Here is a 14,012-nt window from a genome sequence, read left to right as displayed (position 1 = left end):
CTGCAAAAAACCTGCAATATTACAACGTGTTGATAAACGCATGCGACTTCTTTTAGTAAAAACCGTTTTTGTCGCCGCCCTGGTCGGTTCGCTGCCGGGCTGCGAGACGCTGGAAGCCTTCTCGAGTAACAAGGATAAATCGCAGGAAGAAGAATACGCCGGCTGGGACGATAAAACCTTCCACGAAAAAGCCAAGGAAGCGCTGGACAACAAGAATTACCAAAAAGCCGTCACCTTGTACGAGGCACTGGAAGCGCGTTATCCGTTCGGCGATTACGCCGCGCAGGCTCAGCTCAACGTCGCTTACGCCTATTACAAGAACGACGATCCGGAAGCGGCGATCGCGGCGGCCGACCGCTTCATCAAGATACACCCGCGCAATCCGCATGTCGATTACGCGTATTACCTGAAAGGGCTAATCAACTATAACCGCGGGATCGGCTTCATCGACCGCTTTTTGCCGACCGATTCGTCGCAGCGCGATCCCGGCAACGCCAAGGATGCCTACGATAATTTCCAGGAATTGATCCGGCGCTTTCCCAACAGTCAATATGTCGAAGACGCCAAACTGCGGATGGTGGCCTTGCGCAACAACATGGCGATGTACGAAATTCATGTCGCCGACTTTTACATGCGCCGCAAGGCTTACGTCGCCGCGGTCAATCGCGCCAACCACGTCGTCAAGGAATTCCAACGCACGCCGGCGGTACCGTTCGCGCTGCAGATCATGCAGGACGGCTACCGGAAACTCGGCATGGACGATCTGGCCGCCGACGCCGAACGCGTGTACCAAATGAACTATCCCAACGGCACGCCGGTCGCCAATTACAAGGAGTTGAGCACGATGGAACAAGTCTGGGACTCGTTGGGCTTGGACAAGTAAGCGATTGGCCCGCTTACCGAAAACTACCCTCTCCGTTCTGCTCTGGCTCGGTTGCTGTCACACGGCCGCATTGGCCGCTCAGCCGCTGTTTCAAAACCGTTTCTTCACGCTGTCGCAGGGTAACGAGTTGTTATGCGCGACCAGCGAGCAACAATTCCTACCGATCGACCGGCTGGCCGAGGCTATCCAGTTTTACGAAGCCGGACATCCCGATTTGCGCGGCCAAGCCGTGGCGGTGTTGACCGACCACAAAAACCCGGAACGTCTGGACGATTTAAGCGACTACCGCGCGGCCTGCGCCGGCCAGCCCGGCGGCGACTTGTGCGTGTTGGAGAAGTACTGGGGCGACCGCGAAGCGGCGGCGCGCGCGCTGGCGCTGTTTTACGACACCAAGACTGTCGTCAAGCACGCCGAAGATCCCAATTATTTGATCAAACCGTTTAGCGCCGATCATCTGCGGATTTTCGAGAAAGCCGTCCGTAAGATTCCGGCATTTTTGCGGCACACGATTACCAAGGCCAAGCCTGTCGAAAAACTCGAACAGGAAATCGCCGATCAGCCGGCGGCGATGCAAGCCTTGATCCGCGACGCCTACCAAGAAGATTACGACACCAGCATCTGGCAAGCCGACCACACCCATCCCTTGACCCTGGTGCCGGGCATCGGCTTTCGTTCGCAAACGGTGGCGCAAGTGTTCAGCGGCCAGAATCTGATCGTATTCACGGTCAAAGCCTTCGACAACGGTAAGGAAGGCTCGGTCTACCGCGACATCGGCGTCGAATATCTGGTGGATTTTCGATTGCCTATCGTGGTCCACGAAATCGCCCATACCATCGATAACTTCCATTTTTGGAACGGCGAGGACGATCTGTATTTTTTTTATAAATACCGCAAGATTTCCAACGACGCACAAACCCTAAAAATCATCGCCGACGCCAAATTGGCGCTGTGGCCGTCGAAATGGTTCGAAGCCTTCGAATTTCTGGCCGAGGTCAACGACGGCCGTTACGACGGCAACGTCCAGGAAAAACTGGCGGAACTGGTCGCCCAATACGTGCTAATTCCGGAACGCTTGCAACAAAGCGCGCCGGCCGCCTACCTATGGTTGCGCGACGACGTGTTTCGCGGCATCGAATATCAAGGCTACGATCGCTGCCCGACTCCGTTGACCAAGCCGATTTCCTGGTGGCAGCGTTATGCCAGCGGCAAGCGGCTGGGACGGTGACAGTCTGGTATGCTTGCCCCTCGACCAAGCCGGCGACTTAGGATGTACGCCTATCTCCGGGAGGCTGTTATCGGCTGTATATCGGAAAAAAGACAAACGCGACAACTATCGAAACGCTCCGGCTTGGCAGGACGACTTCCGCGGCGAGTCGAGCGACGGCGAGCGATACCTGATGCCGCCGGATTTAATTAACGAAGACGCCTGACACGATGAAAAAACCGCAACTCAATCCGCTGCAAGCCCAACTGCTGAAATCCGGCCTGGCCAACGACGCCAAGGCTCGCGAGGTGAAGGCCGAGAAACGCAAGCAAGACAAACTGAAACGCAACAACGGCGTGGAAATCGTCGACGAGATCAAGCTGAGCGCCGAACAGCAACGGCAACAGCAAATCGAGCGCGATCGGGAACTGAACCGCCAACGTAAAATGGCCGAAGAACAAAAAGCGCTGGCCGCCCAGATCAGACAAATCGTCGAAATGAACCGTATCGCTCAACAAGCGGACGGCGTGGCGTACAACTTTACCGACGACGGCAAGGTGAAGTCGGTGTATGTCTCCGACAAAGTGCGGACGGCTCTGGTGAACGGCCGGGCCGGCATTGTCCGCGCGGACAATCGCTACGAGATCGTGCCGGCCGAGGTCGCGCGGAAAATACAGTCCAGAGACGCCGGCCCTATCGTGGTTTTGAACCAAGCCACTCAGGACTTGCCGGCGGAGGACGATCCTTACGCCGCGTATCAAATCCCCGACGACTTGCTGTGGTGAAGCCTTAATCGCGTTTGGCGATGCGTTTGGGCGGATAACCGAAATAGCGAGTGAAAGCGGTGCTGAAATTACTGGCGTGGTGATAGCCGACCAACTCCGCAATCAAGCCGATGGGCTGACGGCCCGCCTCCAGCAAACGGTGCGCTTCGCGCATCCGAATCTCCAGTAACATGCCGTAGGGTGTCGTTTCGAAATAGCGATGGAACAATTGCTTGAGCTTGCAGGGATTGGTGGCTAGCCGACGCGCCAGCTCCTCGACGGTCGGCGGATCGACAAATTCGGCGTACAAAATATCACGCGCCTGATGGGCGATTTCCCGATCGCGCTGGCCGCCTCCCCCAACGTCTGGGGCTTCGCCAAACAAATGATCCAATTCGGCCGCGAGTATCGCCAAAGCCTGACCGTGCCGAAACATGGATTTGGCGGGCGAAGACACCGGGCAACGCAACAGGGCCTGCGCCGCGGTCAGGCCGGCGCTCGAAATCGGCCTGAAGCTGACTTGCCGGGTACGAGCGGCCGGCTCGAACAAGGTCGGCAGCTTGTCCGCGCCGAAGGCCTGAGCCAACCAAGTCATGTTAACCGCGAAACGCAATTGGGTGACCACTTGATCCGCCGCGTATTCCCTGACGCCTTCGGAGGCGTTAAAAATCGTCACCGACGTATAACCTTCGCGAAAGACAATACTTTCGCCCTGCGTGGGAGTATAGCGCGACTGCCCTTCCAGCGCCAAAGTCACCACCATGCGCGGCTCCGCCGCGTCGGTACGCGCCCAAACCGCAAGATCGCGGCTGGGCCGGTAGCGGGTTTCGATGTAATTCAACGCGGGCGCCAAGGAATAAACGCTGGAGACGCCTAGCCCGAGATTGTCCGGCAATCGGCTGAGCGCGCAATTGTCCTCCGCCGAAAAATCGGCCGGCAAATCCTGGCTATCGATACGCCAGCAAGCGGAAGAGTGGGCGTTGCGGTTCATAAGGCAATTGCACAGTGGGCTAATTCCGAGCAAAAGCAATTTATACGCCATTGCGTCCACGACCCGAGCTCGCCGAGAAATTCACCTAATGCAGCGAGGAACATATTAATATCTATGTTATATAACTCAATTTCTTATTTAAATCGCGCCATATCCCGGCTTAATTAAAGAGTTCGTTTTTAATATAAAAAAAGCCGTTTTGCATAAAATAGATTTTAATTTGCCGAATATATTGGGAGCTTGTTTTTTGTTTGGAACACGCCATGCCTACTCCCGCCATTCTTCGCAAAACCCTGTTTTTAGCACTTAGCCAATCGCTAATCAGCACGGCGACAATCGCCGATCAGAAGCCAGAGGAATTAACCGGCACCGAGGTCATCGCCGACCCCATCATCGAAGAGAATCATGTCGACGAGTTTTCCAACGTGTCGGCAGTCACTACCGAAGACCAGATTCGCGACCAGAACGCCGTCGACCTGGCTTCTGCGCTAAAGCGCACGCCGGGCGTGCAGATTTCGCGCTACAACCCGGTCGGCGCGTTCGGCGGCGATCAGGGCGGCGCGGTGGCAATCCGCGGCCAAGGCGCCGGCCGTCCCGGTAGCGAGATCAAGACCTACATCGACGACATCCCGATGTATATGGCGACCTGGAACCACCCCTTGCTGGATTTGCTGCCGGTCAACGGCATGCATTCGATCACGGTCTATAAAGGCCCGCAGCCACATATCAACGGCAACAACTTCGGCTCGATCAATCTGCGGACCAAGACTGCGGTCGAAGACGGATTGCACGGTAGCGGCCGTTTGTCGGGCGGTTTTTTCGGCACCATCATCGAACAGGCCGACGTACAGGGCAAATACGGCGACTTCGACTTTTCGGTGGCGCAAGGCTACGCCAAGTCGGACGGCAACCGCCAAAACGGCTACGGCGAATTGCGCAATGTACTGGGCAAGGCCGGCTATCAATTCAACGCCAACTGGCGCTCGGACGTGACCTTTTTGTACGCCGACAACCGCGCCGGCGATCCCGGTCAATACGGGGTGACAGCGCCGATCGGCGAATACGACACCGTGGCCGGCATGGTGGCCGCCAGCCTCAGCCATCAGCACGGCAGTTGGCAGGGCAAATTCACGCTGTACCATAACGGCGGCGACGGCAATTGGCTGAACCAGGGCGTTTACTGGGCCGGCTGGACCGGCGCGGCATTCGCGTCCGCGCCGCGCGCCCGCTCCAATTTGTTGTCGCAATACAGCATGGACGGCTTCCGCTGGAAGGAGCAAGTCTCGCCGTGGCAGGGCGCGACCTTGCTGGCCGGCATCGACAACGAATGGCTGAACGGCAAGATCAACAACCTAATTCCAGGCACGGACCAACAAATTTACCAATTCGCGACGCCGACCTTCCGACTGACCACGCCTTACGTCGCGCTTAGCCACGATCTGGTGCTGAACAAGGAATGGACCTTGGTACCTTCGGTCGGCGTGCGCTTTTACGACCACAGCCACTATGCCTCCAAGGTTTCGCCGCATGCCGGCTTGTCGTTGATCTCCGAGAACTTGACCTTATTCGGCAACGTGTCCAACGGCGTCAATTATCCGGGGATCGACGCCGCCGCGAATTCCGGCGCGCTGGCTAACGTGCCGTTCTTCAGCTTCTCGCCGCAAGGCTGGCAAGGCTTGGCGCCGGAAAGCGTCGATCACGCCGAAGTCGGTTTGAAGGCATCGCCGTTCAAGTCCACCCAAATCGATTTGAGCTTTTTTATCGACAACGTCAAAAACCGCTATGTGTTCGACGTCAGCCAAGGCGCTTATCTGAACTATGGCGCCTATTGGATGCGCGGCTTGGAAGCCTCGATCAAACAGGAATTGATCGCCGACTGGAGCTTGTTCGCCGGCTTAACCTTGCTGAACCCGAGCATCGAAAACTTACCCTACACGCCGGAGCAAGCGGTCACCGCCGGCATCAACGGCCCGATCGGACCGTTGCGCTTCTCCTTCGATTTACAATACCAATCGCGGACCTGGGCGCTGAATCGTAGCCGTAACATCAGCGACGTGAACACCCAGCGCGTCGAAGCGTTCACGGTCGCCAATACTCGGCTGGCGCTGCCCATCTCCGAGCTGGGCAAAAAGGGCGAAGTGTTCGTCAGCGTCGAAAACTTGTTCGACAAACGCTACGTCTATCGTCCCGGCTATGAAATGCCGGGCATCTGGGGCCAAGTCGGCATCGCCGCCAGCTTTTGATCGCTAAGTCGGCAAGGGCGGCCGCTCGCCGCCCTTCAGCGCGTTCCCGCCCGTCGAGCCGGATATCCGTCGATGCCTGGATTCAACCGTAATAACCACCACAACCTGATTCGATGACCGCAACCACCGGATTTTTCATACGCCCTGCTTCGCTAGCGACAGCGTTGACCCTCGCATTGACGGCGCCGAACGCCGGCGCCGATCAAGCCTTGCTGATTCGCGCCGCGCGGATTTTCGACGGCTATACCGTGCATACCCATGCGGCGGTTCGGATTGAACAAGGCCGGATCGCCAAACTGGATAGCGCGGAAGCCGTACCCGCCGACGGAGCCAAGATCCTGGACCTGGGCGACGCCACGCTGTTGCCGGGACTGATCGAATTGCACGCCCATCTCACTTATCGGCACGTGCCGGCCGACACGGTACTGAGCCACGGCATCACCACGGTGCGCGATGTCGGCGGCCCTTTGCATCCACCTTACGGTGGCGACGGTCATCTAAGACTCATGACGTCGGGGCCGATTATCACCGCGCCGGCCGGCTACCCTATCCCCAGCCTCGGCGAGGCCGACATTGCCATTCCGGTCAGCGACGAACAACAGGCCAGGGCGACGGTCCGTGAGCTGATCGCCGGCGGCGCCGTCGTGATCAAGGTGGCTCTGGAGCCCGGCGGCGAAACCGGCGCCCCCTGGTCGAACCATCATGCGCACGGACACGCTCACCAGCACGACAAGACTCACTCGGCTGCGGCGAAATCCTGGCCAATGTTGACCCCGAACATTGTCAAAGCCATCGTTACCGAAGCACACGCGCTGAATCGCAAAGTCACGGCCCATCTGGCCGAGCCGCGCGGCGCGCAAATTGCGTTGGAGGCCGGCGTCGACGAATGGGCGCACACACCTTGCGAAGAGCTGCCCGAGGCCCAACTAAGGCGCGCCGTCGCTCAGGGCGTCAAGATGGTTTCAACGATAGATACCTTGGCGCAGTGCGCCGGTGTCGCAAAAATGCCAGCCGCTTCGCGGCGCTGGGCGGCGAATTTTTGTACGGGGCGGAAATCGCCCATCCCGACATTCCTTGGGGCATAGACGCTCAGGAATTGCTGTACTTACGGCACCTTGCCGGCATGGATGCACTGGAAGTCCTGCGCACCGCCACCTCCAAGGCGGGTTTACATGTAAACCAAGCCTTGCTCGGCAGTTTAATGCCGGGGGCACCGGCCGATTTGATCGCGGTGCGCGGCGATCCCACCGAGAATCTGAAATTGCTGGAATATCCGGATTTGGTGATTTCCGGCGGCAAGCTCGTGGTCGACCGGTTTAGCGACGCCCACTAAACTCAAATTTTGGTGAAGATTAAGTCCCAAACCCCGTGACCCAGTCGAAGGCCGCGATTCTCGAACTTGGTGAGCGGCCGATAGTCCGGGCGCGGACAATAATCACCGGTCGGGCTGGCATTGTTCAATCCGGCATCGGCCGATAGCGTCGCCAACATGTCTTTTGCGTATTCCCGCCAATCGGTCGCGGCGTGAAAGTAGGCGCCGGTCGCCAATTTCCGGTTCAGCAACGCTAAAAAACTCGGCCGAACGATACGCCGCTTATGGTGGCGACGTTTATGCCAAGGGTCGGGAAAAACAGATGTACGCCCGCCACGCAACGGTCCGGAATCTTCCGTTCCAAAATCTCGATCGCATCGTGATGATAAATCCGCACATTCGCGATGCTCCGCTGCTCCAGCAACATCATCAAATGGCCGACGCCGGGCCGGTGCACTTCGATACCAAGATAATTCAAATCGGGATTAGCTTCGGCCATCGCCGCCAAACTGTCGCCATTACCAAACCCGATTTCGACAATCAGCGGCGCGGACCGGCCAAAGATCTGCTCGGCGTTGAATTCCGCATCGGGTGACAGACAGTATTTATCCCAATGGCTTTCCAAGGCCAACTTTTGGCCGGCGGTAGCTCGTCCTTGGCGACGAATAAAACTTTTGATGTGGGCGGGGTCGATTTTTTGGAGAACGGTCATCAGTCAAAAACCAAAGTCAGCCGCGTCGATCACGGGCTAGGTGATGTGTGGAAAGTAAAATTAGCGGCGGTAATTATCCGATTTGGCAGTGGCTTTTACTATGGAAATCTGCCTCAATGCTCAAAGACATGCTCGACTCGCAGACTAGTCCAGACTTAACTTCTCTAGTCTGACTCGCGCCGCTTTACCGAACTCGCTGTCCGCTTCATCGACGGCAATTCGTTGCAGTACGGTGCGACTCGGGTTTTCCAACAAGGCAATCGCTCTTAACCTGACCGAGGCGTGATGCGCCCGCAACGCGGCCAGTTCGGTCAGGTAGGCATTGCAGTGGCTCAACAGCTTTAGAATCACCCGCTCAGGATCTTCCGTGAACAAGTCACGGACCAATTCGCCGTATTGTTCCTGCAAGCGAATCAGCTCGCGGCGGTCGAGTTTTTTCGGTTCGGTCGGATCGTCGCGACAGGCCATGGGCGTCGTCTTTTGGCAAACAGGTCGAATGGATATGCAAGCGCGATTGTAGAGGGCCGACGCCGATCTGAACAGTCGCGGCTTAAGCCTGGTCGTCTCCAGCCTCGCAAGGCGGCTTGTCGGATTCGGCAAGCGTTTCCTGTTCCGTGCGGATCAACCAATCCAGCAACAGCGCGTAGCTGGTAGCCAATAGCGTCGGCCCCAGAAAAACCCCGATAAAGCCGAATGCCAACAAACCGCCGAAGATGCCGAACACAATCAAAACAAACGGCAGTTCGACATCTCGACTGATCAGTAGCGGCCGCAACCAGTTATCGATGGTACCGACAAAGGCCAAAAACCAGACCGCGATAAAGACCGCCCAGCCGGTTTCGCCTTCCGCCAATAGCCATAACGAGATCGGCAGCCAAACCACGGTGCCGGCGGCCGGGATGATCATCAAAAAACGCGAACACGCCCAACACGAAGGCATAAGGCACGCCGGCAATCACAAAGCCGAGCATCGAAGCCAGCGCTTGTACCAGCGCGGTGCCGAGTATGCCGTAGACCACGGCCAGCAAACTGGTCCTGACGATGTGCAGAATCCGTTGGGTGCGCTCGCCGGCCAAACGCTCGACCGCGATCACCACGTGGCCGGCGACATGCTCGCCGTCGCGGTAGAAGAAAAACAACACCAGGATGCTCAGACCCAGATGCATCAACTCGCCGGCCAGACCGATGCTCTGTTGCAACAGCCAGCCGCCGGCCCCAAGGGCGTATTGGCGAGCAAAATTGACGAGGCGACTAGAGTCTTCCCCAAAAGCCAGCCAGCTATCGGCCGCGCTGTCGCCGATCAGCGGTAGCCCGCGCAGCCAGACCGGCGGCGCCGGCCATTCGTGAGCGCTCTGGTTCAACCATTGCAACATTCGATTGATGTCGTCGGTAAATGTAAAACCCGCGGCGGCAAACGGCGTCAGCAGCAGCGCCCCTATCGGCAACACCATCGCCATCGCGGCGCGGTTGGCGCTCAAATTCCAAGCCCGCAAACGGCTGTAGAGCGGCCAGGTCACGTAACAGAGGATAGCCGCCCACAACAGGTCGAAGAAAAACGGCCGCAACACTTGATAGCAGGCGAACAACAACAGACAGAACGCGGCCAGACTGGCCAGTTTTTCGTAGCGGGAATTGGGCGGAAGCATGGCGGACTCGGATGCGGCGAGGGCATGGAAGGGCCGTCAATCGGCGGAATCGACAGCATAGCCGATTTTGAGGTCCGGGCATTCGCCAAATGCACACGGGAACGTCGCTTGCAGTGCCGGCGCGGGTTTCTTAGAATGCGGGACCATTGCCAATCCGGAGCAGGCGCCTTGACCGACAGCAGAGCATTCATTCCAATCAATATCGCGATATTGACCGTGTCCGACACCCGCACCGAAGCGGACGACGTGTCCGGCAAAACCTTGGTCGACGGCTTGCTGGCCGCCGGCCACAAACTTCACGAGAAACGCATCGTCCCCGACGACATTTATCAAATCCGCGCGGCGATCAGCCACTGGATCGCGGATGCCGACGTCAACGCCGTGATTACCACCGGCGGTACCGGCATCACCGGCCGCGACGGTACGCCGGAAGCGGTCAAACCTCTGCTGGACAAGGTCCTGGACGGTTTCGGCGAAGTTTTCCGGATGATTTCCTACCAGGACATCAAAAGCTCGACGGTACAATCGCGGGCACTGGCCGGCGTTGCCAACGCCACTTACATTTTTTGCGTGCCCGGCTCGTCCGGCGCCTGCCGTACCGCTTGGGACGCACTGATCAAAGACCAACTGGATTACCGCACCAAACCCTGCAATCTGGTGCAATTGATGCCAAGGCTGTTGGAGAAATGAACCAACGCCGGTTTTTGTTTTACGCGGCGATTTGCGGTTTCCTCGGCGTCGGCCTGGGCGCGTTCGGCGCGCACGGGCTGAAAAACGTTTTGTCCGAACACGGCTTGGACATCTACAAGACGGCGGTAAGCTATCAAATGTGGCATACGCTGGCCTTGGCGCTGGTCGGTGTGATGCCGGAACACCGCTATTTGCGCTGGGCGGGCTGGAGCTTATTGATCGGCATCGTTTTGTTTTCCGGCAGTTTGTATCTGTTGGCGATTTTTAATCTAAGCTGGTTGGGCATGATTACGCCGTTCGGCGGCGTCGCGTTTTTACTGGCTTGGGCGGCCATCGCCAAAGCAGCACTACAATACTCTGGAGGTTCCGATGGATAAACCGCCCGTTCGCCCCAGCGCGCCCGCGCCGGCATCCGCGCCCCGCCCTAGCGGCGGCCGAAATTCCCGAGATAGCGACGGCGAAGTCAAATTGCCGCCGCCGGTAGAGGACGCGATGATCAAAATCTTGCACGCGGTGATCCATTTCGCGGTGCGCATTCTCGCGGTGTTGATGGTTTTGGTGATACTTTGGGGCGTCGCCGACGTCGCCTACGTGATGTTTCAAAAACTGGTCGAAGCGCCGTTCATGATGCTGACCGTCTCCGACATTCTGGTGATTTTCGGCTCGTTCATGGCGGTGCTGATCGCGATTGAAATCTTCGTCAACATCACCGTTTACATCAAACACGACGCATTGCCGATCAAAATGGTGATCGCTACCGCGTTGATGGCCGTGGCCAGGAAGGTCATCATGCTGGACTTCAAGGAACTCGAATGGCATTACATCGTCGCGATCGCGACGGTGATCCTGGCCCTGGGCTTGACCTATTGGCTAATTTCTCCTAAACCCCAACCGGTGAAAACCGACGACCGATAAGCATGCGCGACGCCACCCCGCAAACCGTTTACCTGAAAGACTACACCCCGCCGGACTATTTGATCGATCAGGTCGAATTGGTTTTCGAGCTGGACGAACAACGCACCCTGGTTCGCGCCGGCCTCGACGTTCGGCGCAACCCAGACAGCCGGAGCGCGAGCGAGGCGCTGACGCTGTTCGGCGAAGAGCTGCTATTGGTCGGTATCTCGCTGGACGGCCAAGCGCTGGCCGCCGGCGACTACACGCTGAGCGACGAAACGCTGACGATACACCGGGTGCCCGGCGATCGGCCGTTTCGAATCGACATCGAAAACATCATCGATCCGCAAGCCAACACCGCGCTGGAAGGCCTGTATTTATCCAGCAGCATGTTGTGTACCCAATGCGAAGCGCAGGGATTCCGCAAGATCACCTGGTTTCTGGACCGACCGGACGTGATGAGCCGTTTTACCACCAAGCTGATCGCCGACAAGACCCAGTATCCGGTGCTGCTGTCCAACGGCAACAAAATCGGCGCCGGCAATCTGGATGGCGGCCGGCATTGGGTGGCTTGGCAAGACCCTTTCGCCAAACCCTGCTATTTGTTTGCGTTGGTGGCCGGACAATTGGAATGCGTCGCCGACGAATTTACGACGGTGAGCGGCCGGCGCATCGCGCTGGAAATCTTCGTCGAAGCTCATAACGTCGACAAATGCGGCCATGCGATGCAATCGCTGAAAAACGCGATGCGCTGGGACGAGGAGACCTACGGCCTGGAATACGATCTGGATTTGTACATGATCGTCGCGGTCGACCATTTCAATATGGGGGCGATGGAAAACAAGGGCTTGAACGTATTCAACACCAAGTTCGTGCTGGCCCGGCCGGATACCGCGACCGATAGCGACTACGAACACATCGAGGGCGTGATCGGCCACGAGTATTTCCACAATTGGTCCGGGAACCGGGTGACCTGCCGCGATTGGTTTCAGTTGAGCCTGAAGGAAGGCTTCACGGTGTTCCGCGACCAGCAATTCAGCGGCGATCGTTCGTCGCCGGCGGTCAAGCGCATCGAAGACGTCAATATGCTGCGTACCCGTCAGTTCGCCGAGGACGCCGGCCCGCTGGCCCACCCGATCCGGCCGGAAGCCTATATCGAAATCAACAATTTCTACACGCTGACCGTTTACGAAAAAGGCGCGGAAGTGGTACGGATGCTGCACACCCTGCTGGGCGCGGCCGGATTTCGTCAGGGCTGCGACATGTATTTCAAGCGCCACGACGGCCAAGCGGTGACTTGCGAGGATTTCGTCAAGGCGATGGAAGACGCCAACGGCGTCGAGCTGACCCAATTCCGCCGCTGGTATTCGCAAGCAGGCACGCCGGTGTTGGAGGTCGAGCAAGCGTTCGACGCAGGTCGGTTGACGTTGACCGTCAAACAAAGCTGTCCGCCGACGCCAAATCAACCGGAAAAATTGCCGCTGCACGTGCCGATCAAGCTGGGCTTCTTGGCGGCGGACGGTAGCCCGGCGCGCTTCCAGTACCGAGGCGAATTTTGCGAAGAAGCGACCGTGAGCCTGACCGAAGCCGAACAACGCTTTGTGTTCGAGAGCTTGACCGAAAAGCCGATCGTCTCGCTGCTGCGCGGCTTCTCCGCGCCGGTCACCTTGAAGATCGACCGAGACCCGGAAGAACTGGCGTTTTTGCTCAGTTACGACAGCGACACCTTCAACCGCTGGGAAGCCGGCCAGCAGTTGGTTTCGCGGATTATTTTCGGATTGATCGCCGATATTCAGGCCGGCCGGACGCTGACGGCCAACCCGGTGTTGATCGAGGCATTCCGAGCGATTCTGGCCGACGCCGGCGCCGATCTGTCCTACCGCGCCCTGTTGCTGAGTCTGCCTGACGAAGGTTATTTGGGCGGCCAGATGGCCGTGGTCGATGTCGAAGCCATCCACCAAGCCCGCGAATTCGTGCGTCTGTCGCTGGCCACCGCGCTATCCGCCGAATTCCAACGCGTGTACGCCGAACACCATCAGGACGAGTCGGGCTGTTTCGATGCCTCGGCAGTCGGACGGCGTCGCCTGAAAAACGCCTGCCTGAGCTATCTGACCGCGCTGGAAAAGCCGGATAGTTACGCTCTGGCCGAAACCCAGTTCCGTAGCGCCCGCAACATGACCGACCAGATTGCGGCGCTGTCGGCGGTCGTCAACAGCCGCAATCCGGCCAAGGCCGATTGTCTGGACAGTTTTTACCGGCAATGGCAACGCGAGGCGCTGGTCGTCGACAAATGGTTTACCTTGCAAGCCACCTGTCATATGCCCGAGACCTTCGCCACCGTGCAAAGCTTGATGCAACATCCGGCCTTCGATATGAAAACGCCCAACCGGGTGCGCTCGCTGGTCGGCGCGTTCAGCCAATCCAATCCGCTGCACTTCCATGCCAGAAACGGCGACGGCTACCGGTTTTTGGCGGATCGCGTCATTGAGTTGAATACCTTGAATCCGCAAATCGCCGCGCGGATGGTCGGCGGCTTCGCCCAATGGCGGCGTTACGATACCGACAGACAGGCATTGATGACACGCGAATTACGGCGCATCGTCGAAACCGAGCATCTGTCCAAGGACGTTTACGAAATTGCCAGCAAGAGTTTGGCGTAGCGGTCTTATTCAC

15 protein-coding genes and 1 pseudogene are annotated in these 14,012 nt (G+C 58.1%); 11 read left to right on the top strand and 5 right to left on the bottom strand.

Annotated features, from left to right (window positions below):
* The first annotated feature begins 40 nt into the window (after positions 1-40).
* The 4 genes from ACP4CD_RS18940 (at position 41) to ACP4CD_RS18925 (ending at position 2,872) form a co-directional block, all read left to right on the top strand.
* On the top strand, positions 41-883 hold the full coding sequence (locus ACP4CD_RS18940; RefSeq protein WP_426992098.1) for an outer membrane protein assembly factor BamD: 843 nt from the start codon (positions 41-43) through the stop codon (positions 881-883).
* A 70-nt stretch (positions 884-953) separates the two neighbouring features.
* A complete protein-coding gene (locus ACP4CD_RS18935) occupies positions 954-2,108 on the top strand; it encodes a hypothetical protein (protein WP_426992097.1) in 1,155 nt (384 codons plus the stop codon).
* Positions 2,080-2,313, top strand: a complete 234-nt coding sequence (locus tag ACP4CD_RS18930) for a hypothetical protein (RefSeq protein WP_426992096.1) — start codon at positions 2,080-2,082, stop codon at positions 2,311-2,313. The genes ACP4CD_RS18935 and ACP4CD_RS18930 overlap by 29 nt, the downstream gene beginning before the upstream one ends.
* A gap of 4 nt (positions 2,314-2,317) precedes the next feature.
* On the top strand, positions 2,318-2,872 hold the full coding sequence (locus tag ACP4CD_RS18925; RefSeq protein ID WP_426992095.1) for a DUF2058 domain-containing protein: 555 nt from the start codon (positions 2,318-2,320) through the stop codon (positions 2,870-2,872).
* A 4-nt stretch (positions 2,873-2,876) separates the two neighbouring features.
* On the opposite strand, the gene ACP4CD_RS18920 is transcribed toward ACP4CD_RS18925, so the two are convergent.
* Positions 2,877-3,842, bottom strand: coding sequence for a helix-turn-helix domain-containing protein (locus tag ACP4CD_RS18920; protein ID WP_168028316.1), 966 nt, complete (start codon positions 3,840-3,842; stop codon positions 2,877-2,879).
* Between the two features lie 263 nt (positions 3,843-4,105).
* Between ACP4CD_RS18920 and ACP4CD_RS18915 the strand changes: the two genes are divergently transcribed.
* The 3 genes from ACP4CD_RS18915 (at position 4,106) to ACP4CD_RS18905 (ending at position 7,418) form a co-directional block, all read left to right on the top strand.
* Positions 4,106-6,085: a TonB-dependent receptor gene (locus tag ACP4CD_RS18915; protein WP_426992093.1), complete on the top strand. Its 1,980-nt coding sequence runs from the start codon at positions 4,106-4,108 to the stop codon at positions 6,083-6,085.
* Positions 6,086-6,198: 113 nt separating this feature from the next.
* Positions 6,199-7,170, top strand: a complete 972-nt coding sequence (locus ACP4CD_RS18910; protein ID WP_426992092.1) for an amidohydrolase family protein — start codon at positions 6,199-6,201, stop codon at positions 7,168-7,170.
* Positions 7,125-7,418, top strand: coding sequence for an amidohydrolase family protein (locus ACP4CD_RS18905; RefSeq protein ID WP_426992091.1), 294 nt, complete (start codon positions 7,125-7,127; stop codon positions 7,416-7,418). The genes ACP4CD_RS18910 and ACP4CD_RS18905 overlap by 46 nt, the downstream gene beginning before the upstream one ends.
* 2 nt (positions 7,419-7,420) lie before the next feature.
* On the opposite strand, the pseudogene trmB reads toward ACP4CD_RS18905, so the two are convergent.
* The 4 genes and pseudogenes from trmB to ACP4CD_RS18885 all read right to left on the bottom strand — a co-directional run bounded on the left by trmB (position 7,421) and on the right by ACP4CD_RS18885 (position 9,755).
* A pseudogene (trmB, locus tag ACP4CD_RS18900) lies at positions 7,421-8,109 on the bottom strand (tRNA (guanosine(46)-N7)-methyltransferase TrmB).
* A gap of 144 nt (positions 8,110-8,253) precedes the next feature.
* The gene (locus ACP4CD_RS18895; protein ID WP_426992090.1) at positions 8,254-8,577 is read right to left on the bottom strand and encodes a hypothetical protein; all 324 of its coding nucleotides are present in this window, start codon (positions 8,575-8,577) and stop codon (positions 8,254-8,256) included.
* Between the two features lie 82 nt (positions 8,578-8,659).
* Positions 8,660-8,992: an AI-2E family transporter gene (locus ACP4CD_RS18890; protein ID WP_426992088.1), complete on the bottom strand. Its 333-nt coding sequence runs from the start codon at positions 8,990-8,992 to the stop codon at positions 8,660-8,662.
* Positions 8,889-9,755: an AI-2E family transporter gene (locus ACP4CD_RS18885; RefSeq protein ID WP_426992087.1), complete on the bottom strand. Its 867-nt coding sequence runs from the start codon at positions 9,753-9,755 to the stop codon at positions 8,889-8,891. Before ACP4CD_RS18885 ends, ACP4CD_RS18890 begins: the two co-directional genes overlap by 104 nt.
* A 168-nt stretch (positions 9,756-9,923) precedes the next feature.
* On the opposite strand from ACP4CD_RS18885, the gene moaB reads away from it, so the two are divergent.
* From moaB to pepN, 4 genes are read left to right on the top strand one after another with little or no spacing between them, the layout of a single operon-like run.
* Positions 9,924-10,445: a molybdenum cofactor biosynthesis protein B gene (moaB, locus tag ACP4CD_RS18880; protein ID WP_426992085.1), complete on the top strand. Its 522-nt coding sequence runs from the start codon at positions 9,924-9,926 to the stop codon at positions 10,443-10,445.
* Entirely contained in the window at positions 10,442-10,822 is a 381-nt protein-coding gene (locus ACP4CD_RS18875; RefSeq protein WP_064029241.1) for a DUF423 domain-containing protein, read from the top strand. The genes moaB and ACP4CD_RS18875 overlap by 4 nt, the downstream gene beginning before the upstream one ends.
* A complete protein-coding gene (locus ACP4CD_RS18870) occupies positions 10,815-11,360 on the top strand; it encodes a phosphate-starvation-inducible PsiE family protein (protein WP_168028327.1) in 546 nt (181 codons plus the stop codon). The genes ACP4CD_RS18875 and ACP4CD_RS18870 overlap by 8 nt, the downstream gene beginning before the upstream one ends.
* Positions 11,361-11,362: 2 nt before the next feature.
* Positions 11,363-13,999, top strand: a complete 2,637-nt coding sequence (gene pepN / locus ACP4CD_RS18865; RefSeq protein WP_426992084.1) for an aminopeptidase N — start codon at positions 11,363-11,365, stop codon at positions 13,997-13,999.
* The last annotated feature ends 13 nt before the right edge of the window (positions 14,000-14,012 follow it).

Source organism: Methylomonas stagni (genome assembly GCF_050154735.1).
Taxonomy (GTDB): Bacteria; Pseudomonadota; Gammaproteobacteria; order Methylococcales; family Methylomonadaceae; genus Methylomonas; species Methylomonas koyamae_A.
Note: the sequence above shows the minus strand (reverse complement) of the source record. Positions and strands in the feature narration are given on the sequence as shown.

What these genes read in the sequence shown, in the direction of transcription:
- ACP4CD_RS18940 (WP_426992098.1), top strand. Translation starts at nt 41, where the DNA reads ATGCGACTTCTTTTAGTAAAAACCGTTTTTGTCGCCGCCCTGGTCGGT.
- ACP4CD_RS18930 (WP_426992096.1), top strand. Translation starts at nt 2,080, where the DNA reads ATGCCAGCGGCAAGCGGCTGGGACGGTGACAGTCTGGTATGCTTGCCC.
- ACP4CD_RS18925 (WP_426992095.1), top strand. Translation starts at nt 2,318, where the DNA reads ATGAAAAAACCGCAACTCAATCCGCTGCAAGCCCAACTGCTGAAATCC.
- ACP4CD_RS18920 (WP_168028316.1), bottom strand. Translation starts at nt 3,842, where the DNA reads ATGAACCGCAACGCCCACTCTTCCGCTTGCTGGCGTATCGATAGCCAG.
- ACP4CD_RS18915 (WP_426992093.1), top strand. Translation starts at nt 4,106, where the DNA reads ATGCCTACTCCCGCCATTCTTCGCAAAACCCTGTTTTTAGCACTTAGC.
- ACP4CD_RS18910 (WP_426992092.1), top strand. Translation starts at nt 6,199, where the DNA reads ATGACCGCAACCACCGGATTTTTCATACGCCCTGCTTCGCTAGCGACA.
- ACP4CD_RS18895 (WP_426992090.1), bottom strand. Translation starts at nt 8,577, where the DNA reads ATGGCCTGTCGCGACGATCCGACCGAACCGAAAAAACTCGACCGCCGC.
- ACP4CD_RS18885 (WP_426992087.1), bottom strand. Translation starts at nt 9,755, where the DNA reads ATGCTTCCGCCCAATTCCCGCTACGAAAAACTGGCCAGTCTGGCCGCG.
- ACP4CD_RS18875 (WP_064029241.1), top strand. Translation starts at nt 10,442, where the DNA reads ATGAACCAACGCCGGTTTTTGTTTTACGCGGCGATTTGCGGTTTCCTC.
- ACP4CD_RS18870 (WP_168028327.1), top strand. Translation starts at nt 10,815, where the DNA reads ATGGATAAACCGCCCGTTCGCCCCAGCGCGCCCGCGCCGGCATCCGCG.
- pepN (WP_426992084.1), top strand. Translation starts at nt 11,363, where the DNA reads ATGCGCGACGCCACCCCGCAAACCGTTTACCTGAAAGACTACACCCCG.